Origin of the sequence: Caballeronia udeis, from assembly GCF_001544555.2 — a bacterium.
Lineage (GTDB): Bacteria > Pseudomonadota > Gammaproteobacteria > Burkholderiales > Burkholderiaceae > Caballeronia > Caballeronia udeis.
Genome location: NZ_FCOK02000096.1, coordinates 14,053 through 34,206 on the forward strand (window position 1 = coordinate 14,053; position 20,154 = coordinate 34,206).

General features: G+C 60.7%; 21 protein-coding genes and 1 riboswitch. Of the genes, 2 read left to right on the forward strand and 19 right to left on the reverse strand.

Annotated elements, in window-relative coordinates; all coding sequences use genetic code 11:
• Positions 1 to 65: 65 nt before the first annotated feature.
• The 18 genes from hisB to AWB69_RS39840 form a co-directional block, all read right to left on the reverse strand.
• Positions 66 to 653, reverse strand: coding sequence for an imidazoleglycerol-phosphate dehydratase HisB (gene hisB / locus AWB69_RS39755; RefSeq protein WP_031362181.1), 588 nt, complete (start codon positions 651 to 653; stop codon positions 66 to 68).
• 29 nt (positions 654 to 682) lie between these two features.
• A complete protein-coding gene (hisC, locus tag AWB69_RS39760) occupies positions 683 to 1,753 on the reverse strand; it encodes a histidinol-phosphate transaminase (RefSeq protein ID WP_062092257.1) in 1,071 nt (356 codons plus the stop codon).
• An 80-nt stretch (positions 1,754 to 1,833) separates the two neighbouring features.
• Entirely contained in the window at positions 1,834 to 3,159 is a 1,326-nt protein-coding gene (gene hisD / locus AWB69_RS39765) for a histidinol dehydrogenase (protein WP_062092258.1), read from the reverse strand.
• Positions 3,160 to 3,201: 42 nt separating this feature from the next.
• Complete coding sequence (hisG, locus tag AWB69_RS39770) at positions 3,202 to 3,894, reverse strand: ATP phosphoribosyltransferase (RefSeq protein WP_062092259.1); 693 nt, start codon at positions 3,892 to 3,894, stop codon at positions 3,202 to 3,204.
• Complete coding sequence (gene murA / locus AWB69_RS39775) at positions 3,891 to 5,159, reverse strand: UDP-N-acetylglucosamine 1-carboxyvinyltransferase (RefSeq protein WP_062092260.1); 1,269 nt, start codon at positions 5,157 to 5,159, stop codon at positions 3,891 to 3,893. Before murA ends, hisG begins: the two co-directional genes overlap by 4 nt.
• 131 nt (positions 5,160 to 5,290) lie before the next feature.
• Entirely contained in the window at positions 5,291 to 5,530 is a 240-nt protein-coding gene (locus tag AWB69_RS39780) for a BolA family protein (RefSeq protein ID WP_031362176.1), read from the reverse strand.
• Between the two features lie 66 nt (positions 5,531 to 5,596).
• Positions 5,597 to 6,352, reverse strand: a complete 756-nt coding sequence (locus AWB69_RS39785; RefSeq protein ID WP_062092261.1) for an ABC transporter permease — start codon at positions 6,350 to 6,352, stop codon at positions 5,597 to 5,599.
• Positions 6,349 to 7,275 carry an ABC transporter ATP-binding protein gene (locus tag AWB69_RS39790; RefSeq protein WP_062092262.1) on the reverse strand — a complete coding sequence of 309 codons (927 nt, stop codon included), beginning with the start codon at positions 7,273 to 7,275 and terminating at the stop codon, positions 6,349 to 6,351. Before AWB69_RS39790 ends, AWB69_RS39785 begins: the two co-directional genes overlap by 4 nt.
• 214 nt (positions 7,276 to 7,489) lie before the next feature.
• Entirely contained in the window at positions 7,490 to 7,759 is a 270-nt protein-coding gene (locus AWB69_RS39795) for an STAS domain-containing protein (protein WP_031362173.1), read from the reverse strand.
• Positions 7,756 to 8,385, reverse strand: coding sequence for an MlaC/ttg2D family ABC transporter substrate-binding protein (locus AWB69_RS39800; protein ID WP_062092263.1), 630 nt, complete (start codon positions 8,383 to 8,385; stop codon positions 7,756 to 7,758). The genes AWB69_RS39795 and AWB69_RS39800 overlap by 4 nt, the downstream gene beginning before the upstream one ends.
• Before the next feature lie 122 nt (positions 8,386 to 8,507).
• Positions 8,508 to 9,407 carry an MlaA family lipoprotein gene (locus AWB69_RS39805; protein ID WP_062092264.1) on the reverse strand — a complete coding sequence of 300 codons (900 nt, stop codon included), beginning with the start codon at positions 9,405 to 9,407 and terminating at the stop codon, positions 8,508 to 8,510.
• A 97-nt stretch (positions 9,408 to 9,504) separates the two neighbouring features.
• Positions 9,505 to 10,059: an outer membrane lipid asymmetry maintenance protein MlaD gene (mlaD, locus tag AWB69_RS39810; protein WP_062092265.1), complete on the reverse strand. Its 555-nt coding sequence runs from the start codon at positions 10,057 to 10,059 to the stop codon at positions 9,505 to 9,507.
• Positions 10,060 to 10,171: 112 nt separating this feature from the next.
• Complete coding sequence (gene mlaE / locus AWB69_RS39815) at positions 10,172 to 10,939, reverse strand: lipid asymmetry maintenance ABC transporter permease subunit MlaE (protein WP_062092266.1); 768 nt, start codon at positions 10,937 to 10,939, stop codon at positions 10,172 to 10,174.
• Entirely contained in the window at positions 10,936 to 11,754 is an 819-nt protein-coding gene (locus AWB69_RS39820) for an ABC transporter ATP-binding protein (RefSeq protein ID WP_062092267.1), read from the reverse strand. Before AWB69_RS39820 ends, mlaE begins: the two co-directional genes overlap by 4 nt.
• Positions 11,755 to 11,872: 118 nt before the next feature.
• The gene (gene thiE / locus AWB69_RS46465; protein WP_075644074.1) at positions 11,873 to 12,931 is read right to left on the reverse strand and encodes a thiamine phosphate synthase; all 1,059 of its coding nucleotides are present in this window, start codon (positions 12,929 to 12,931) and stop codon (positions 11,873 to 11,875) included.
• A 2-nt stretch (positions 12,932 to 12,933) separates the two neighbouring features.
• Positions 12,934 to 13,746 carry a thiazole synthase gene (locus AWB69_RS39830; RefSeq protein WP_056355552.1) on the reverse strand — a complete coding sequence of 271 codons (813 nt, stop codon included), beginning with the start codon at positions 13,744 to 13,746 and terminating at the stop codon, positions 12,934 to 12,936.
• A 21-nt stretch (positions 13,747 to 13,767) separates the two neighbouring features.
• Entirely contained in the window at positions 13,768 to 13,965 is a 198-nt protein-coding gene (gene thiS / locus AWB69_RS39835; RefSeq protein WP_062092273.1) for a sulfur carrier protein ThiS, read from the reverse strand.
• Positions 13,966 to 13,973: 8 nt separating this feature from the next.
• Positions 13,974 to 15,125: an FAD-dependent oxidoreductase gene (locus tag AWB69_RS39840; protein WP_231937387.1), complete on the reverse strand. Its 1,152-nt coding sequence runs from the start codon at positions 15,123 to 15,125 to the stop codon at positions 13,974 to 13,976.
• Positions 15,126 to 15,332: 207 nt separating this feature from the next.
• Positions 15,333 to 15,463: riboswitch (TPP riboswitch) on the reverse strand.
• Between the two features lie 380 nt (positions 15,464 to 15,843).
• Here AWB69_RS39840 and AWB69_RS39845 point away from each other — a divergent pair.
• Together AWB69_RS39845 and AWB69_RS39850 are read left to right on the forward strand one after the other, a co-directional pair.
• Positions 15,844 to 17,595, forward strand: coding sequence for an ABC transporter ATP-binding protein/permease (locus tag AWB69_RS39845; protein WP_062092268.1), 1,752 nt, complete (start codon positions 15,844 to 15,846; stop codon positions 17,593 to 17,595).
• A gap of 153 nt (positions 17,596 to 17,748) precedes the next feature.
• Entirely contained in the window at positions 17,749 to 19,035 is a 1,287-nt protein-coding gene (locus tag AWB69_RS39850; protein WP_062092275.1) for an MFS transporter, read from the forward strand.
• Between the two features lie 110 nt (positions 19,036 to 19,145).
• Here the strand turns inward: AWB69_RS39850 and AWB69_RS39855 are convergent, their stop codons facing one another.
• Positions 19,146 to 19,913: a carbonic anhydrase gene (locus AWB69_RS39855; protein ID WP_062092269.1), complete on the reverse strand. Its 768-nt coding sequence runs from the start codon at positions 19,911 to 19,913 to the stop codon at positions 19,146 to 19,148.
• Positions 19,914 to 20,154: the final 241 nt, after the last annotated feature.

Here is a 20,154-nt window from a genome sequence, read left to right on the forward strand (position 1 = left end):
CGCGCTCGATCACACTTGAGAGCACGCCCTTCGTTTGCCGGTTTTCCGCGTTATTTAGAAGGCGCTTAAAGGCTGCCCTTGGTCGATGGAATCTGCCCTGCAGCGCGCTCGTCCAGCTCAACAGCCATGCGCAACGCGCGGCCGAATGCCTTGAAGACGGTTTCCACCTGATGATGCGCGTTGATACCGCGCAAATTGTCGATGTGCAGCGTCACGCCCGCATGATTCACGAAGCCGCGGAAGAATTCGATGGTGAGATCGACGTCGAAAGTACCAATACGCGCACGCGTGAACGGAACGTGAAATTCCAGTCCCGGCCGGCCCGAAAAATCGATCACTACGCGTGACAGCGCTTCGTCGAGCGGCACGTAGGAGTGTCCGTACCGCCGAATACCCTTGCGGTCGCCGATCGCCTTCGCCACTGCCTGGCCCAGCGTGATGCCGGTGTCTTCCACCGTGTGGTGGTCGTCGATATGAAGGTCGCCATGCGCTTCGACTTCAAGGTCGAAGAGGCCGTGACGCGCGATCTGGTCGAGCATGTGATCGAGAAACGGCACGCCGGTGGCGAGCTTTTGCTTGCCGGTGCCGTCCAGGTCGAGCTTCACACGGATCTGCGTTTCGCTGGTGTTGCGAACGACTTCCGCAATGCGCATGGTGTTTCCTTTGAGGCTTTTAAGAGATTTCAGTGCAGCGCGAGTTTCAGGGCAGCGATCATTTGCGCATTCTCTTGCGCCGATCCAACCGTCAAACGCACGCAATTTGCCAATAACGGATGCATTTTACTCACGTTTTTGATCAAAACCCGCGATGTCAGCAGGGTTTCGAAGACGGCAGCGGCATCAGGAACACGGACGAGCAGGAAGTTGCCGGCACTCGGGAAAACGGTCGTGCCGGGCAGCGCCTTGATCGCGTCTTCCAGATGCGTGCGTTCAGCACGCAGTTCGGCAGCCTGAGCGTCGAGTACGTCAAGGTGATCGAGCATGAAATCTGCGGCCGCCTGCGTCAGCACATTGACGTTGTACGGCGGACGCACTTTATCGAATTCGGTCGTCCACGACGCCTTGCCCGCCAGATAGCCCAGGCGAATACCCGCCAGACCAAGCTTCGACATGGTCCGCATCACGACAACGTTGTCGAAGTCCGCCGCGCGCGGCAGCCAGCTTTGCTGCGCGAACGGTTGATACGCTTCATCGATCACCACCAGGCTATTCGATGCCGCCGCGATCACGCATTCAATGTCCGCGTCATCGTAGAGCGTGCCGGTCGGATTGTTCGGATACGCGAGATATACCAGCGCCGGATTGTGCGTTTCGATGGCCGCGATCAGCGCGTCGACGTCGAGCGTGAAATCCGCGTTCAACGGTACGCCGATAAACTCAAGCCCCGCGAACTTCGCCGACATCGCGTACATCACGAAGCCGGGAACCGGTGCAACGACTGCAGCACCGGGTTTCGCGCACGCCATCGACATCATGCTGATCAATTCGTCCGAACCGTTGCCGAGCAGCAATTCGCACGCGGCGGGCACCTGCATGACGCGCTTGATCTTCTCGATCAACGCAGTTGGGCGGGGTTCGGGGTATCGGTTCAACGCAACGTCCGCCAGTCGTTCGCCCAACTGAGCAGCCAGGTTCGCCGGCAACCGATACGGATTTTCCATCGCGTCGAGCTTCACGAGGCCGGTTGAATCCGGCACGGGATAACACGTCATCGCGAGGACGTCGGGGCGCAGAATGTCTTGTGGTCGTGTCATGGTATTGCCGGACTCCAGCGCCGGACGTTGGGCGGCTCTAAGGCCGCCTCGGTATCTAACTCGGTTGCGTCGTTGCTCGCTTACTGCGACGTATTTTTCATCCGGTATTCAGCGCTGCGCGCATGCGCCTGCAGGCCTTCGCCATACGCCAGCTCGGCTGCAATCTCGCCGAGCGTCTGCGCGCCTTCCGCGCTGACTTCAATCACGCTGGAGCGCTTCAGGAAGTCGTACACACCCAGCGGCGATGAGAACCGCGCGGTGCGCGACGTCGGCAACACGTGGTTCGGTCCCGCGCAGTAATCGCCGAGACTTTCGCTCGTGTAGCGGCCAAGGAAGATAGCGCCCGCATGACGGATCTGCGCCGCCCAGTGATGCGGATCGAGCGCGGAAATTTCGAGGTGTTCCGGCGCGATGTCGTTGGCGATCGCGCAGGCTTCGTTCATGTCCGCGACCTTGATCAGCGCGCCGCGGTCTTCGAGCGAGCGCTGGATCACGTCGCGACGGGGCAACGTGGGCAGCAATTCGTTGATTGCGTCTTCCACGCGCTGGATGAACGCGGCGTCCGGGCACAGCAGGATGGATTGCGCGAGTTCGTCGTGTTCGGCTTGCGAGAACAGGTCCATCGCGACCCAGCGCGGGTCCGTGGTGGCGTCGCAAATGATCAGGATTTCCGATGGTCCCGCGATCATGTCGATACCGACCGTGCCGAACACGCGCCGTTTTGCCGATGCCACGTACGCGTTGCCCGGGCCGCAGATTTTATCGACGGCAGGAATGGACTGCGTGCCGTAGGCCAGCGCGCCGATTGCCTGCGCGCCGCCAATGGTGAACACGCGATCCACGCCGCCCAGCAACGCGGCTGCGAGCACCAGCGGATTTTTCACGCCGTCCGGCGTGGGCACGACCATCACGATTTCCTTCACGCCGGCAACGCGCGCGGGAATCGCGTTCATCAGCACCGACGACGGATACGCCGCCTTGCCGCCCGGCACGTAGATACCGGCGCGATCCAGCGGCGTGACTTTCTGGCCGAGCACCGTGCCGTCAGCTTCCGTGTACTGCCAGCTATGACTGCCGCACTCGATCCGCTGTTTCTCGTGATACCCGCGCACGCGCGCCGCCGCTGCTTCCAGCGCGGCGCGGCGTTTCGGTTCGAGCCCTTCGAGCGCCGCTTCCATTTCGGCCGCCGGCAATTCCAGCGATGCGACGCTTTCGGCCTTCAGCCGGTCAAACTTGTTCGTGTAGTCCAGGACGGCGTCGTCGCCACGCTTTTTGACATCGGCGAGAATCTGCGCGACCGAGCGCTCAATGGCTTCGTCCTCGCTCGCCTCGAACGCGAGCACCGCGTGCAGCGCCGTGTGAAAACCGTTGGCGCTGGAATCGAGTTTGCGAATCTTGATAGACATGCTGGTATCCGTTTGTTTGCCCTGCTCTGCCCTACTCTACTTTTACGCGCCGGCCGATGCGCGTTCGAACGCATCGAGATACGGCTTCAACGCAGCGCGCTTCAACTTCAGCGCGGCCTGATTGACGACCAGACGCGACGATATTTCCATGATTTCTTCGACTTCGACCAAATCATTCGCACGCAAGGTATTACCTGAACTGACCAGGTCGACAATGGCGTCGGCCAGACCGACCAGCGGCGCCAGTTCCATTGATCCATACAGCTTGATCAGATCGACGTGAACGCCCTTCGCCGCGAAATGCTCACGTGCCACTTCAACATATTTTGTCGCGACGCGCAGCCGGGCGCCTTGCCGCACTGCAGTGTCGTAATCGAAGCCGTTTTTCACCGCCACCGACATCCGGCAGCGCGCAATATTCAGATCGATCGGCTGATACAACCCACCGCCGCCATGCTCGATCAGCACGTCCTTGCCCGCCACGCCGAAGTCGGCTGCGCCGTATTCGACGTAGGTCGGGACATCGGTTGCACGCACGATGATCACGCGCAAATTCGGATTCGTGGTCGGCAAGATCAGCTTGCGCGACGTTTCGGGATCCTCGGTCACCTCCACGCCGGCTGCGGCGAGCAGCGGCAGGGTTTCATCGAAAATACGTCCCTTCGATAACGCCAGCGTCAACATTGCGCTGGACGGCACAGAACCCAGCGACCGGGAAGTTTGCAGCGAACTCATTGCTCGCCTCCGCTACCCTTGATGCGCCGCACGTTCGCGCCAACCGCCGTGAGTTTGCTTTCCATACGGTCGTACCCGCGATCGAGGTGATAAATACGATCAATCAGCGTTTCACCGTCCGCGCACATGGCCGCAATCACCAGGCTCGCCGATGCCCGCAGGTCAGTCGCCATCACCTTGGCGCCCGACAATTTCTGTACGCCGGTCACCAGCGCCGTGTTGCCGTCAATGGTGATGCTCGCGCCGAGCCGGTTCAGTTCCTGCACGTGCATGAAACGGTTTTCGAAGATGGTTTCCACCGCCTGCGACGTACCGGTCGCGAGCGTGTTGAGCGCCATGAACTGCGCCTGCATGTCGGTGGGGAACGCCGGATATTCCGATGTACGGAAGCTGACCGCGCTCGGACGTTTGCTCATCCGCACGCGAATCCAGTTCTCGCCTTCTTCAACAGATACACCCGCTTCGTGCAGCTTTTCAATCACAGCTTCGAGCAACGAGGGATTCACGTTTCGCAATGTCACGTCGCCGCCGGTCGCCGCGACCGCACACAGGAACGTGCCTGCTTCAATACGATCCGGCACGACCGAATGACGCGCGCCGTGCAACTTGTCGACACCTTGAATCACCAGCCGGTCCGACCCGATCCCATCGATCTTCGCGCCCATCGCGACAAGCAGATTCGCGAGATCGCTGACTTCCGGCTCGCGCGCCGCGTTTTCGATAACCGTTTCGCCTTCCGCCAGCACCGCCGCCATCAGCAGGTTTTCCGTGCCGGTGACCGTGATCATGTCGGTGACAATACGCGCGCCCTTAAGCCGCTTCGCCCGCGCTTCAATGAAGCCGTGTTCGATCGTGATCTCGGCGCCCATCGCCTGCAAGCCCTTGATGTGCTGATCGACGGGACGCGCGCCGATCGCGCAGCCACCCGGCAACGACACCTTCGCTTCGCCGAAACGCGCAAGCAGCGGCCCGAGCACGAGGATCGACGCCCGCATGGTCTTGACCATTTCATAGGGCGCTACAAGATTGTCGACCTTCGATGCATTCAGCCAGACCTTTCCGTCCGCTGATTCGGAACGCAGCCCCATCTGGTTGAGCAATTTGAGCATCGTGCGCACATCTTGCAGGTTGGGCACGTTCTCCAGGTGGACATCGTCAGCCGTGAGCAAGCTGGCGCAAAGAATGGGCAACGCCGCATTCTTCGCACCCGATACAACGATTTCGCCCGAGAGCTTCGCGCCCCCGACAATCACGAGTTTATCCATGCTTGGCGTTCCTTCTACGGAGCTTCCTGCTGCGGCGCCGTTATCGGCGTCGCGGTTGTCTTGAGTGAATCGCACTAAATTTTCAGCCAGTCGGTTACGGGTGATGCGTGGACGTTAAATGTGAAGAACGCTCAGACGGGTTTCCACTCGGCCGGGGTCAGCGTTTTCATGCTCAGCGCGTGGATTTCCGCGCGCATGCGGTCGCCGAGCGCTGCGTAGACGAGTTGATGGCGCGCGATAGGCCGCTTGCCTTCGAATGCGTCGCTCACGATGGTCGCGAAGAAATGCTGGCCGTCGCCTTCTACTTCGACATGCTGGCAAGCGAGGCCGCCAGCAATGTATTCCTTCACTTGTTCCGGAGTCGGCAACATGGAAGTCTCCTGAAAATTAAGCGAACTGATTAGTGACTTAACCGCTGACGCTCTCACTTACGTCCATCAATGACGCAGTTTGTAACCGCTTGCCAGCAAGCGCATGGCGATCACCGCCAGAACGATGAAAAACCCGCCGACAATGCCAAGGCTCACGAGCGGATTGATGTCGGACATGCCGAAGAAGCCGTAGCGGAAACCGTCGATCATGTAGAAGAACGGATTCAGCCGCGACACTTCGCGCCAGACTGGCGGCAGCGTATGAGTGGAGTAAAACACGCCCGACAGGAAAGTCAGCGGCATGATCAAAAAGTTCTGGAATGCCGCAAGCTGGTCGAATTTATCGGCCCAGACGCCGGCGATCAATCCGAGCGTTCCTAGAATTGCAGAGCCGAGGATCGCAAAGCCGAGAATGTAGAACGGCGCCGCGAAGCTCATGGGAATGAACCACACCGTGACGATAAACACGCCGAAGCCGACCGCAATCCCGCGCACGACGGACGCGAGCACATACGCGAAATACATTTCCCAGTGAGAGAGCGGCGGCAGCAGCACGAACACCAGGTTGCCCGTGATCTTCGACTGGATCAGCGACGACGAACTGTTCGCGAACGCGTTCTGCAACACGCTCATCATCACGAGGCCCGGCACGAGGAAGCTTGTATAGGCCACGCCGGGATAAACCTCGACGTGATTCGTCAGCGCGTGCCCGAAGATCATCAGGTACAAAAGCGCCGTGATGACCGGCGCAAGCACCGTTTGAAACGCAACCTTGTAGAAGCGCAGGATTTCTTTGTAGAACAGGGTGCGAAAGCCGCTCATGAAAGACCCTCGATCACTTCCGGCTCGTTCATCACCTGCACGAACACGTCCTCCAGATCCGCCTTGCGCACATCGATTTCATCGAACGTGCAGCCCGCCGCGCGGCATTTCGCCAGAATCGGCTCGACATCGTCGTAACTTGCAAGCCGCAGCAAATGATTGGTCCCGGAGGCTGCGCGCGGATCGACTTCCAGCGCGCGCAACTCAGCGGGCAATACGCCCTGCGTAAAACGCAACGAAAGCTGCATTCCGGCGAAGCGCTGCAACAGTGTGCTGGTCCGCTCAAGTGCAACGACTTCACCGCGACGCAACATGGCGAGCCGGTCGCACAGCGCCTCGGCTTCTTCAAGATAGTGCGTGGTCAGCACAATGGTGTGGCCTTCGCGATTCAACCGGGAGATGAACTTCCAGAGGGTCTGGCGCAATTCGACATCGACGCCCGCGGTCGGCTCGTCGAGCACGATCACCGGCGGCTTGTGGACCAGCGCCTGGGCCACCAGCACACGACGTTTCATGCCGCCTGACAGTGCGCGCGTGTTGACGTCGGCTTTCTCCGTGAGATCGAGATTGGCCATGATTTCGTCGATCCAGTCATCGTTTTTGCGCAGGCCGAAATAGCCGGACTGGATGCGCAGCGACTCGCGGACGGTGAAAAACGGATCGAAGACGAGCTCCTGCGGCACGACGCCCAGCGAGCGGCGCGCCTGGCGAAAGTCCGTGATCACGTCGTGGCCGAGCACGGAAATGGATCCGCTATCGGCGCGCGCGAGACCCGCAAGGATGCTGATGAGGGTGGTTTTACCGGCACCGTTGGGGCCGAGCAGGCCGAAAAACTCGCCTTCTTCGACGACGAGGTTCACGCCTTTGAGCGCTTGCAGCTCTTTGTAGCGCTTCTTGACGTTGCGTATTTCTATGGCTGACATGACAGTGCGCGCGCCGGCGGGGGCTGCGCCTCGATGTGTGCGGATCGGAACCGGCCTTTACAAAAATGAAAGGCAGACAGCGGGCCGAAAAAACGGTTGATTATAGGCCAAACGCGGCAGAGCTTAGCCGCTAGCGAGTCCAGAACAACCCTGCCAACCCTGCGAGGCACGTTCGATCGATATCGAAACGCGCCGATGATTCAGCAGGACAGGGTCAATGTCGGAAGGTGAGGAGCGTATCTACGCCATAGGCTTGCGCGAGACTGGCAAGCCCGGAGGGAAGGTTGACGACGGTGAGCGCCGCACCGCGTGCCGCTGCCGCGCGTTGCCACGCGAGCAGCACGGCGAGCGCCGACGAATCGAATTGTTTGAGCGACGCGCAATCCACTTCGGTCGCGCCCGCTGCAATCCGCGACAAACCCGCGTCGAGCGCACTTCGTGCGCTCTCGTGCGTGAGCGTCGCGGCGGTTTCGAAGCGACTCACGATGTCTTGCCGCTCGCCAGTTGCTGGTTACGCTGCGTGAGGAACTGCAGCAGCCCGTCCACGCCGTGTTGCTGGATCTGCTCGTTGAACTGCTGCTGATAAGCCTGGATCAGCCACGCGCCAAGCACGTTGATGTCATAGACCTTCCAGCCCTGCGGCGTCTTGTACAGGCGGTAGTCGAGTTCGATCGGCGAACCGTTGTTCAACACAACCGAACGCACCACCACGTCTGTGTCGCTAGGATCGGCACGGAACGGCTTGTACTGGACCTGTTGATCACGAACCTGCGCCAGCGCACCCGAATACGTACGGATCAGCAGCATCTTGAACTGCTCGACGATGTCCTTCTGCTGCTGCGGCGTGGCCGTATTCCAGTTGCGTCCCATGACGAGACGCGTGGTCCGCGTGAAGTCCGTGTAGGGCAGGATCTTCTCGTTCACCAGTTCCGTGATGCGCGTGATGTTGCCCGACTGGATCTGCTTGTCAGACTTGATCTGGTCGAGCACTTGCGACGTGACTGTCTTGACCAGCCCGTCGGGGGTGGACATGTCGGCGGCCTGCGCGAACGCACCGCTACAAAACGCCATCAGCAAAGCAAACAGGGGAAGTAGAAATAGTTTTTTCATTACGGGCTCTGCAAAAAAAGTGGCCTGAGTTTGAGCGCGGTGTTCAGCATGAGTTCATCTCGCGCCCTCTATTCATCGGTCACAACACTTTCGTTATATTACCGGGCCGCCATTATCCACGCTTATCGCAGCCTGAACGACGGGAATGACGGGACCCGCGGCGGCACCATTTGGTCCGGCCGCACCGAAGTCGCGCCCGGTTCGCTCGCAGCCGCCGCACCGGAAGCCGCTTCGGATCCTGACGCGGCTGCAGCTGCGGAAGCAGGCTCCGCGCCCGCTGCCGCGCCGCCGCCTACATCTTCGTACTTCGGCAGCGATTCACTGCTTGCGCTCGCGCTGTTGTCGCCGCCAATAAGATACTGGCGGCGCTGCAGATACGCGTTGCGCACAAACGAATACTTGTCGAGCGCGGCCCCGGACAGCACATCACCTGCGCCAAGCAGGTTGGCCCGCGTGTTGACCAGTTGCACACCGAACAACGTGGTGCGGAACCAGGTCGGGTCCACGTAGCTCGTCACACTGCCGAAATAATCGACAACCGTACCCGCCGTATCCCGCACCGTGCTGGGTCCCAGCAACGGCAGCACCACATACGGACCCGCCGGCACGCCGTAATGGCCAAGCGTCAAGCCGAAGTCCTGCGTGTGTTTCGGCAGCCCGGCAACGCTCGCTATGTCGAACAAGCCCGCCACACCGAAGATCGAGTTCATCACGACGCGCATGATGTCCGACACGCCGTCGGCAATCTTCAACTGCACCAGGTTGTTCGCGGCCGTATAAATATCGCCGATGTTGCCAAAGAAATTCGTGACGCTGTCGCGCACCGGCTGCGGCGTAACGTACACGTAACCCTTCGCAATCGGCTTGAGCGCGACCTCATCGATCTTGTCATTGATCTTGAACATCGTCCGGTTGTAACTCTCGAACGGATCGCCCTTGGTCGGCGTCGTGACAGTTGCGCACCCGGCAAGCGCCGCCACTGCGATCATCACAGCCACGCTGTTTACGCGCATTGCCTGCATTTCTTTTTCTCCTTATTGATGCTACCCCGAAGGCAGGCCCGTACTGCGAGATCGGCCCGCCTTCGACTGCCTGGAATCTGGATTTGCCCGGCCCGCCTCATTGAGCGGCCGCGCTCGCGCCCATCGCGCTCGCTGCACCCGGGAAAGCCGGTGCGGCAGGCGTGGCGGGCGTTGCCGGGCTTTTTGATGCACCCGAATCCGCCGCCTTGTTGTACAGGAATTGCCCGATCAGATTCTCGAGAACCACCGCCGACTGCGTCATCGAAATGGTGTCGCCGGCCTTGAGCATCTGGTCGTCGCCGCCCGGCTCCAGGCCGATGTACTGCTCGCCGAGCAAGCCCGACGTCAGGATCTTCGCGGACGAATCCTTCGGAAACTGATACTGCTTGTCGATATCGATCGTGACCAACGCCTGATAGGTGTTCTGATCAAAGCCGATCGAATCCACGCGGCCCACCGTCACCCCAGCACTCTTGACCGGCGCACGCGGCTTCAGCCCGCCAATATTGTCGAATTTCAGCTTGACCGCGTAGGTCGGCTGAAACGACAGCGAACTCATGTTGCCCGCCTTCAATGCAAGGAATAACAGCGCAATGAAGCCCAGCACCACGAAGAGGCCGACCCAAAAGTCGAGAGCAGCAGTCTTTTTCATCGTCTTCCCAAAGAATCTTGTCGCAGTTTTTTGTGTGAAGGACCGTGTCCTTCACAACATCCACGAACCGGTGAGCAGAATCGCCCCGCAAAGAGCGTCCCGGCCGGAGTAGTCAGTTGAACATCAGCGCGGTCAGCAGGAAGTCCAGCCCGAGCACGGCCAGCGAGCCGTACACCACCGTCTTCGTGGTCGCGCGCGAAACACCTTCCGGTGTCGGCTGGGCTTCATAACCCTGGAACAACGCGATGAACGTAACGGCGAAGCCGAACACCAGGCTCTTGACCACGCCGTTCCCTACGTCGCTCCATACGTCGATGCCGCCTTGCATCTGAGACCAGAACGCACCCGAATCCACGCCGATCATCAGCACGCCGACCACATAACCGCCGAAAATGCCGACCGCACTGAAAATGGCGGCCAGGATCGGCATGGCGATGATGCCGGCCCAGAAGCGCGGCGCCACCACCACCTTGAGCGGATCGACGGCCATCATTTCCATGGCCGTAAGCTGCTCGCCGGCTTTCATCAGCCCGATCTCGGCGGTGAGCGACGTCCCCGCGCGGCCCGCGAACAGCAGCGCGGTGACCACCGGCCCGAGTTCGCGCACCAGCGAGAGCGCGACCAGAAGGCCGAGCGCCTGCTCGGAGCCGTATCGGTTAAGGGTGAGATATCCCTGCAAGCCGAGCACAAACCCCACAAACAAGCCGGAAACCGCAATGATCAACAGCGAATAGTTACCGACAAACAGGATCTGTTTCGTGACAAGCCGCGGCCGGCGCATCAACGGGAAGAATTCGACGACCAGGCGCAGGAACATGCGCGTGGCGTAGCCAATGGTGCCGAAGCTGCCGAGCACCGTACGTCCGATGGCGCTGATCATGCCTTTGCTCCGAGTCCAAAGTCCGCCGCCAGCGGCGTCGTGCTTGGATAGTGAAATTTGAACGGCCCGTCCGGCGCACCGTCGATGAACTGCCGGATCGAGGGTTCCTGGGACGCCCGCAACTGCGCCGGCGTACCTTCAGCCAGAACCGCGCCGTTCGCGATGAAATACACGTAATCGGCAATGGCGAACGATTCCGGCACGTCGTGCGTCACCAGAATGGACGTGGCGCCCAGCGCGCTGTTCAGCGTGCGGATCAAATTAGCCGTAATGCCGAGCGAAATGGGATCGAGGCCTGCAAAGGGCTCGTCGTACATCATCAGTTCGGGATCTAGCGCGATGGCGCGGGCGAGCGCCACGCGGCGGGCCATGCCGCCCGATATTTCCGACGGCGCAAGATCGCGCGCGCCGCGCAAACCGACCGCGTTGAGCTTCATCAGCACGAGGTCGCGCAGGAGTTCTTCGGGGAGATCGGTGTGTTCCCGCAGCGGGAACGCGACATTGTCGAATACGGACTGGTCGGTGAAAAGCGCGCCGAACTGGAACAGCATGCCCATCTTGCGGCGAAGCTCGTAAAGACCGTCGCGGGTCTGGGTGCCGACGTCCTTGCCGCCGAACAACACCTGCCCGCGCCTGGCCTTGACCAGGCCGCCGATCAAGCGCAGCACAGTCGTCTTGCCACAGCCGGAACCGCCCATGACAGCCACGACCTGACCGCGCTTGAAGCGCATGTTCAGGTTCGATAATACGAGCCGGTCGCCGTAGCCGAAATCGACGTCGCGAAGCTCTAGCAAGGTCTCGGGAGAAGCTGACACGGAGGCTGACAATCCTTTTACGCAAGAGGCCGAATTATAGGGCCTCTACGCGACGGGTGTCGTGGCGGTCCCTTTCGGCTGGTTTAGCGGGCTGAACTTCTTTTCCGAACGCGGGGCATTATCGCCCGAATTCGTGTTGCAGCGCAGAAATGGCAGCAGCCAGTTCCGGCGCCTCTGTAACAGCCCGCACGACTGCTGCGCTTCCGACACCAGTCGACAGAACCTGCCGCAGAACCGCACCGTTCACGCCGCCGATTGCAACGAGCGGCACGATACCGTCGAGCAGGCGCACATAACGGGCGAGGCGCGGCAAACCTTGTGGCGCTGTCGGCATGACTTTGGTCGTGGTCGGGAACACCGCGCCGAGCGCGAGATAGCTCGGTTTGAAATGCAGCGCCTTCAGCATTTCATAGTAGCCGTGCGTCGACAGGCCAAGGCGCAAGCCCGCTTCGGAGATCGCATTCAGGTCGGCAGTGTCCACGTCTTCTTGCCCGAGATGCACGCCGTACGCGCCGGCTTTGATGGCTTCCTGCCAATGATCGTTGATGAAAAGCCGTGCCTGGTGCTTCGCGCCCGCAGCTACCGAACGTTCTATTTCTCGTTTGAGATCGCCGGAATCGGTGGTTTTGCGGCGTAACTGTGCCGTTTCAACACCTTGGTCAAGTACCCGTTCGACCCATTCCGCGCTCGGCAGGACGGTGTATAGACCCAATCTGTCCGGGCAATGGGGGAAAGGCTTTGAAGGTGCTGCCGGCAAATTCGCGACCTTCGGGAACGTGGAAAAATCGACAGGCCAGGCGTCGAGTTCATCGAGGTTGGCCGGACGCCACGCGAGCGCCAGCACAAGCGCGTCGTGCGGCTCGAACCCGCAATCGAGGAACGCCGCCAGCGCGGCCGGCCAATCATCCGACCATTCGCCTTCCAGCGCGTATTCGAGATCATTCAGATGCAGTGTCGCCTGTCCCGCGCCTACCGTCAGCCGCCCCACTCCGTCGGGCAGCGGCTCGACATTGCCGACGATCAAATCGCCTGAGCACGGATGATCAGGCTCGCTCAGGCAGATTCGCCACGCCTTCGATCCCGCCGGCCACTCCCCCAGCCGACGCCGGATTCGCTCGGCGGCTTCCAGCAGTTCGTCGGCGGGCGGCCAAAATACTTCCTTATCCAGCAACACCATGCTCATGCAGCACTCCCGTCTTGATGCCAGAACGGCATGCCGACCACCGGCGTGCTCGCTTGTGCGCTATCACGCTCGGCCATTGGCCCGGCGAGATAGGCCATCCGCCCCGCTTCGACGCCCAGCGCAAACGCGCGGGCCATCTGCGGCGGAAACGTCGCCTGTGAGACGGCCGTGTTCAGCAACACGCCGTCGAAACCCCACTCCATCACCTGACACGCGTGCGACGGCACGCCAAGACCGGCATCGACGATAAGCGGCACATCCGGCAACCGCTCGCGCAACGTGCGCAATCCGTAGGGATTCGTCACACCTTTGCCCGTCCCGATAGGCGCGCCCCACGGCATCAAGGCTTCGCAGCCGACATCGAGCAGACGCCGGCCGATCACCAGATCCTCCGTGCAGTACGGCAGCACCTTGAAACCTTCGCGGATCAGTATTCCAGCGGCTTCCACGAGGCCGATCGGATCGGGCTGCAGCGTGTAGTCGTCGCCAATCAATTCGAGCTTCAGCCACGGTGTATCGAAGAGTTCGCGGGCCATGCGCGCCGTGGTCAGCACTTCGTCCACGGTCTGGCAACCGGCCGTGTTGGGCAGCAACGCGACGCCGTGACGCTTGAGGACATCGAAGAAACCGGCCTCACCCGTGTTCGACTGGCGCCGCAACGCGACGGTGACCATGCCGGGACGAGCGGCATCGATGGAATCCGACAGCGACTGCAGCGACGGATAGCGCGATGTCCCCAGCAGCACCCGGCTCGGGAACGACGTGCCGTAGAGCGTGAGGGTATCGGCTGTGGTGATGGTGGAAGTCATGATTCGATTCCTGTTTGTGGATCAGCCGCCGGCGACCGGCGAGACGATGTCGAGTTTGTCGCCGGCGGCAAGCGCCTTCGATGCATGTTCGCCACGCGCGACGAATTGCCCGTTCAGCGCCACGGCGAACGGCGGTTTTGCGCCGAAAGCCGCGAGGGCGTCGGTGACGGTGGCGGCGTCGGGCATGGAAAACGGCTGCTGATTGATGTGAATGTTCATGATGAAAGTCAAAGCACGGGCGCCGCGTGTTCACAGCGCAGCAAGGCGGACCAGCGGGCTTGGCGGCGCCAGTCGTCAAAGGAATCCGGATCGGAGATCACGCCGCCGAGCAGCGCTTCGGCGAGTGCGCCGGCGGAGTCGGCAACTTCGGGCGCGATCATGTATCCGTGCCGATACAGCCCGTTCACTCGCAAGGTTCGTGCGCCGTCCCAGACAATCGCCGGGCGATGGTCGGGCAAGGTCGGCCTGCATTGCGAATTGAGCTCGAGGATGCGCGCCTCACCGAAACCGGGATGCACGGCGAACGCCGCGCTCAGGAGTTCGAGCGCAGAGCGCACGGTCATGGGCGACATGTCTTCGCCCTCCACTTCGGTTGCGCCAATCACATAAAGGTCGTCCTGTTTCGGCGCGATATAAAGCGGATAACGCGGATGCAGCAAGCGCACCGGCCGCCTCAGGCCGATACCCGGCGCATGCACGCGCGCCACTTCGCCGCGAATGCCTCTTAACGCCGGCCACGCGGGTTTCCCGCCGAGCCCGCGGCAATCGATAACAAAACGCGCGTCCGGCGGGGTATCGATTGAGGTATTCCAGTGAAGATCCACATTTCGTTCGGCCAGCCCCGCCGCCAGCGCCGTCAGCGCCTGCCGGTTATCGAGCTGGCCTTCGTTCGGCAGCAGCCAGCCTTGCGGAAAGCGCGTACCCAGTGCTGGCTCCGCCGCCGTGACTTGCGCACCGGAGAGTTTGACAAAGCCGTCCCGGAACAGCCCGGAAGGCGCGTTCGCGCGCAAACGCCGCTCGAACAGCGGCGCTTCGGCGCGGTCGCCGGCATGCCAGACGACCAGCGTGCCATTGCGCTGGAAAAACACCGGCTCCGGCATATCGGCGATAAAACCCGGCCAGCGCTCAAGCGATGCCGCCCCGAGCTCGGTGATCAGCAGTTCGGCGCTGGCGGCCTCGGCGAGCGGCGCAAGCATTGCCGCCGCGACCCACGCCGCGGATTGCGTGCCGGCGGCGTCGCCGCGGTCGTACAGCGCCACGCGATGCCCGGCGCCCGCCAGCAGCCAGGCGACCAGTCGCCCGCACAAGCCACCGCCGACGACGGCAAAATCGTCTCGCCCGGACGCACGGGAGTGAGTGGAATGCACAACGGTGTTCACGATGACGATGCCTCCTCAGCAAACGCTGCAGAACGCACGGAGCACACAGCACGGAAATCGAGGTCGGGAGTCATGCCCGTTTCGAACCCTGGTTGCACGCGCGGCGCACAAAACCTGTTTCAGGGACGAAACCACGGCGAGAAAGCGGCCTCGGAGCGCATGACCTGCGGCTCCTGAGCCAGCCAATACTGGAAGAAACTGGAAACGCGGCGGTTTCCGGAAACTTCCCTCGCCGGTATTACCCGGATCGGGTGCAAAGGGACTCTCTCAGCCTCGCCGCGCGTTTTCCCCTTCTCATGAGTCGGGAGACGCGTGCCGAAGCACCCCTGTTTCGTCGTCGATCATTAAAACATAAAAGCGAAACGCCCCGCAAACGGGGAAAAGCCAGGGGCCGCAGCATTCGGAACCGGACCGCCTTCCCTTTCGTTCCCTTTCGTTCCCGTTCGTTCCCTTTCGTTCCTTCCGGGCGCACTCTGGCACAATGCCGCGAACAGCGGGACTCGCCTGCAGCACACGCGTATGGTAAGCGCCTCGCTGTTGCATTGCGTTGGTCGCTCAGCCGGGCGAGGATTAAGGAACAATTAAGCCACGCCCGAAACAATGCTCCGGCGCGCCGACTTTAATGGTCTCTTACGATCGTTGAGACGGAGCAGGACCATCCGCATCGATACCGCCAAGTTACAACCTGCCGCCGAGCCGGCACGTCTTCAGGAAGCTCATGACCACCACACCTCCCGGCAACACAGAACAAAACGGCGACAAAGTGTCGGCGTGGAGTCTTATCAAGCCTTACTGGGTATCGGAAGAACGCGGCGTTGCATGGCTTTTGCTGGTCGCGATCATCGCGATCAACATGACAGTCGTGTACATCAACGTCCGCCTGAACAAATGGAACGCGGACTTCTACAACGCGCTGCAGAGCAAAAACGTCCACGATTTTCCGCAGTTGCTGCTGGTCTTCACGGGACTCGCGTTCGCGTACATCCTGCTCGCCGTGTACGGCCGGTACCTGCGCCAGATGCTCGGCTTCCGGTGGCGCCAGTGGCTGACGCACCGATACCTCGAACAATGGCTCGGAGACAAAGCCTTCTATCGGATAGAACGCGATCGTCTCGCCGATAACCCCGACCAGCGGATCAGCGACGACCTGCAGTCGTTCGCCACAACCACGCTGGCGTTGTCGCTGGATTTGTTGTCCACGCTCGTCACGCTCGTCACCTTCATCACGATCCTGTGGACGCTGGCTGGTGCGCTGACCTTATCGTTGTTCGGCACGCCACTTACCATTCCGGGCTACATGGTCTGGGCCGCCGCGCTGTACGCGGTGCTCGGCTCGCTCGTGATCCAGCGCTTTGGCCATCCGTTGGTATCGATCAATTACCAGGCGCAGAAGGTGGAGGCCAACTTCCGTTTCGGCCTGATCCGCATTCGCGAGAACGCCGAGCAGATCGCCTTCTACGACGGTGTCTCGACGGAAACCCAAAACGCGAAGACCATCTTCCAGACGATCCGCCAGAACTACTGGCAGATCATGAAGTACACGAAGCGGATGACCTTCGTGCTGTCCTTCTACGGCCAGATCGCGATTATTTTCCCGATCATGGTCGCCGCGCCCCGCTATTTCGCGGGCGCGTTCTCGTTCGGCGTGCTGATGCAGATCAGCTCGGCGTTCGGCACGGTCAGCGACTCGTTTTCATGGTTCATCAACAGTTATTCGACCTTGGTCGAATGGCGCGCCACCGTGAACCGGTTGCGCGAATTCAAGCGCGTCATGCGCTCCACCCACATCAGGGAAGCGATTTCGCCGGCGACTGCCCACGGCGGCATCAACCTGCATTACGCCAGCACCAGCGCGCTGACCACGACCGGGTTGAAGCTCGCGTTGCCGAACGGTACGCCGCTCGCGAACGTCGCGGATGTGGTGGTGAAGCCGGGCTCGCGCTGGCTGGTGCAAGGTCCGTCCGGCTCGGGCAAGAGTACGTTGATGCGGGCGCTGGCCGGCCTGTGGCCGTTTGGTGACGGCACGATCGACGCCCCCGTCGACGCCAAGCTGATGTTCATCCCGCAGCAGAGTTACTTGCCGATCGGCACGTTGAAGGCGGCACTGACTTATCCGTCGGCAGCGGACGTTTTCTCCGATGAAGCCTGCCGCGAAGCCTTGCGCGCCTGCAACCTGAACGCGTACGGCACGCGCCTGGAGGAGTCGGGACACTGGGCGAAGATAATGTCGCCGGGCGAGCAGCAACGGCTGGCGGCTGCTCGCGTGTTGCTGCACAAGCCCGACTTCATGTTCCTCGATGAAGCCACCAGCGCGCTCGATGCCGAGAACGAGTTGCTGATCTATACGGCGATCATCGATGCGTTACCGAATGCCGCAATTGTCAGCGTCGCGCATCGCGAGTCGGTGTCCGGGTTCCATGAGAGCCGGATCGAGATCGAGCGTGCGAGTGCTGAAACCGCGGTGGTGTGAGATAGAAGCGCTGGTTCGATGGCCGGTGACCATAGGCATCAACACCGTATGAATTCCTACAAGCGGGTTCTTTTTTGGCCTGCTTTTCTCGCTTGACGACGCACCGTAGAATGCTCCTGCGCCTGCATGGCAGGCTTTGAACGGGAGACCGGATTGCGAGCGTTCGAGTGGTTCACCGAGCTGACGACGCGTGAGCGCCGCACGCTTTACGCAGGTTTCGGCGGTTACGCCGTCGATGCCTTCGACTTCATGATCTACTCGTTCCTCATCCCCACGCTGATCTCCGCGTGGGGCATGACGAAGAGCGAAGCCGGGATGATCGCGACGAGCTCGTTGATTTCATCGGCTATTGGCGGCTGGCTCGCCGGCATTCTCTCCGACCGGTACGGCCGCGTCCGCGTGCTGCAATGGACGATCGGCACGTTTGCATTCTTCACGTTTCTTTCCGGCTTCACGCATTCGTTCGGACAGTTGCTGGCCACGCGCACGCTGCAGGGCGTGGGCTTCGGCGGCGAGTGGTCCGTGGTCACCGTGATGATGGCCGAGACCATTCGTTCACCGCAGCATCGGGCGAAAGCCGTGGGTACTGTGCAAAGCAGCTGGTCATTCGGCTGGGGGGCGGCGGCGATCCTCTATTGGGCGTTCTTCGCATTGTTGCCCGAAGATACCGCCTGGCGTGCGTGCTTCTGGATCGGTATCTTGCCGGCGCTGTGGATCCTCTATATTCGCCGCAACGTCAGCGATCCCGACATCTACATCGCGACACGCCGCGCTCGCGACGCCGGCACTGAAACCGCCACGTTCACCGATATCTTCAAAGGCTCGCACCTCAAGACAACGCTGCTGGGCAGCGCGTTGTGCACCGGCATGCTCGGCGGTTATTACGCCATCACCACGTGGCTGCCAACGTATCTCAAGACCGAGCGCCATTTGTCCGTGTTCAACACCAGCGGTTATCTGGTCGTGCTGATCGTCGGGTCGTTTCTGGGTTATGTGCTCGGGGCCATTCTCTGCGACAGGATCGGGAGGCGCGCGTCGTTCGTGCTGTTCGCCATTGGCTCATTTCTGCTCGGGATGATCTACACGATGATCCCCATTACCGACCACGCCATGCTGCTGCTCGGTTTCCCGCTCGGCATTGTCGTGCAGGGGATTTTTGCGGGCGTGGGCGCGTATTTATCGGAGCTTTATCCGAACGCGATTCGCGGCTCCGGACAGGGTTTTTGCTACAACCTCGGGCGCGGACTGGGCTCGTTTTTCCCGATACTCGTCGGCGTGCTTTCGCAGGGAATGTCGCTTGTCAAAGCGATTGGCGTGGTGGCGGGGACGGGGTATCTGCTGGTTATAGTCGCGGCGTTGTTGCTACCGGAAACGCGTGGCAAGGCGCTTGATACCGTGCGGGGTGAGGCATTTTCATCACGCGATAACAGCGGGTTTTAGCGTTGGGTAAAACAGCGAGGCCGTTTCAACGTGCGTTGAAACGGCCTCGCTGTTTTTTTAAATCGTCACCGCATCGCCTTGCAGGATAGCGATCTCTTAGCGCAGGCGAATCAATTCACTTCCCAGACATCGCGTTCGTTCAGCGCTTGCACTGGACGTTGATTGCCGTGATAGAAGCGCTGCATGGCATCGAGTTGTTGCTGGGTAATGGTCGCGGGTTCTTTGAACTCGATCCACGTCACGCCTTCCGAACAGGGCGGTGTGGTAAGCGAGCCGCTGTAGGTGTAGTAGCCCCTATCTTTGGGCAGAAGGTCGAGCGGATTGACCATGACGGCTTTCACCTTGAATTCGGCACCCTTCTCATGGGGGATGCGATCCAGCATGGCCTGGATGACAGGATTGGGTTGATCGCCGATTTTGAACTGGACGGCGAGCACGAGAAGTTTGTCGTCGTCGGAATGGTGAACGAGGTGGACGTCCATCACGCTTTCTTTGCCAGCGAAACGTTCCTCGCCGGGAGAGTGAAAGTGGAACTGGACGAGTTGATAAGCGTGATCGCCAAGGGTGACGCTGTCGGCGCCGGGTGCCGCGTTGAACTGGACAGAGTGTCCAGTGTTGGTGATATCGATTGGAAGGGAATGATAGTTGACTTTGAGCCGGGGCATATCGGCGGGGGCTTTCTTTACATCCTCGATATCGATTGGAGATTCGGCGCGACCGCTTTCGCAAGCGTGAAAATCTTTGCTGATTTCGCCCCAGTGTTCGGGTCCGTGTTCGCCGTTGTAGGTCCAATCGTGGTTCGGTTCGGCAGATGCGGTGAGTGCAACGAATGCCGTTAATAGGAACGCGCCGCTGGACAATCGTTTGATCTTGTTCATTGCTATGCCCCTGAAATTGTGAGGGCATGAGCATGCGCGGATCTGCGTAAGGGGGATATCGGAAAAGTCGCAACAGTAGGGAATAAGAAGGGAAACAGCGGGACGGGCGTAGGCCACACATTTGGGCGTTGTGTTCAACGTTTCAGTTTCGTCTCCATATCGCTGAGCCTGTCCAAAATTTTGTGTGTAAGGCATAACATGTCGCAAAGGAGCATGTATGCCACGCAAACCGAAGGCGGCC

What these genes read in the sequence shown, in the direction of transcription:
- hisB (WP_031362181.1), bottom strand. Translation starts at nt 653, where the DNA reads ATGCGCATTGCGGAAGTCGTTCGCAACACCAGCGAAACGCAGATCCGT.
- hisC (WP_062092257.1), bottom strand. Translation starts at nt 1,753, where the DNA reads ATGACACGACCACAAGACATTCTGCGCCCCGACGTCCTCGCGATGACG.
- hisD (WP_062092258.1), bottom strand. Translation starts at nt 3,159, where the DNA reads ATGTCTATCAAGATTCGCAAACTCGATTCCAGCGCCAACGGTTTTCAC.
- hisG (WP_062092259.1), bottom strand. Translation starts at nt 3,894, where the DNA reads ATGAGTTCGCTGCAAACTTCCCGGTCGCTGGGTTCTGTGCCGTCCAGC.
- murA (WP_062092260.1), bottom strand. Translation starts at nt 5,159, where the DNA reads ATGGATAAACTCGTGATTGTCGGGGGCGCGAAGCTCTCGGGCGAAATC.
- AWB69_RS39780 (WP_031362176.1), bottom strand. Translation starts at nt 5,530, where the DNA reads ATGTTGCCGACTCCGGAACAAGTGAAGGAATACATTGCTGGCGGCCTC.
- AWB69_RS39785 (WP_062092261.1), bottom strand. Translation starts at nt 6,352, where the DNA reads ATGAGCGGCTTTCGCACCCTGTTCTACAAAGAAATCCTGCGCTTCTAC.
- AWB69_RS39790 (WP_062092262.1), bottom strand. Translation starts at nt 7,275, where the DNA reads ATGTCAGCCATAGAAATACGCAACGTCAAGAAGCGCTACAAAGAGCTG.
- AWB69_RS39800 (WP_062092263.1), bottom strand. Translation starts at nt 8,385, where the DNA reads ATGAAAAAACTATTTCTACTTCCCCTGTTTGCTTTGCTGATGGCGTTT.
- AWB69_RS39805 (WP_062092264.1), bottom strand. Translation starts at nt 9,407, where the DNA reads ATGCAGGCAATGCGCGTAAACAGCGTGGCTGTGATGATCGCAGTGGCG.
- mlaD (WP_062092265.1), bottom strand. Translation starts at nt 10,059, where the DNA reads ATGAAAAAGACTGCTGCTCTCGACTTTTGGGTCGGCCTCTTCGTGGTG.
- mlaE (WP_062092266.1), bottom strand. Translation starts at nt 10,939, where the DNA reads ATGATCAGCGCCATCGGACGTACGGTGCTCGGCAGCTTCGGCACCATT.
- thiE (WP_075644074.1), bottom strand. Translation starts at nt 12,931, where the DNA reads ATGGTGTTGCTGGATAAGGAAGTATTTTGGCCGCCCGCCGACGAACTG.
- AWB69_RS39830 (WP_056355552.1), bottom strand. Translation starts at nt 13,746, where the DNA reads ATGACTTCCACCATCACCACAGCCGATACCCTCACGCTCTACGGCACG.
- thiS (WP_062092273.1), bottom strand. Translation starts at nt 13,965, where the DNA reads ATGAACATTCACATCAATCAGCAGCCGTTTTCCATGCCCGACGCCGCC.
- AWB69_RS39845 (WP_062092268.1), top strand. Translation starts at nt 15,844, where the DNA reads ATGACCACCACACCTCCCGGCAACACAGAACAAAACGGCGACAAAGTG.
- AWB69_RS39855 (WP_062092269.1), bottom strand. Translation starts at nt 19,913, where the DNA reads ATGAACAAGATCAAACGATTGTCCAGCGGCGCGTTCCTATTAACGGCA.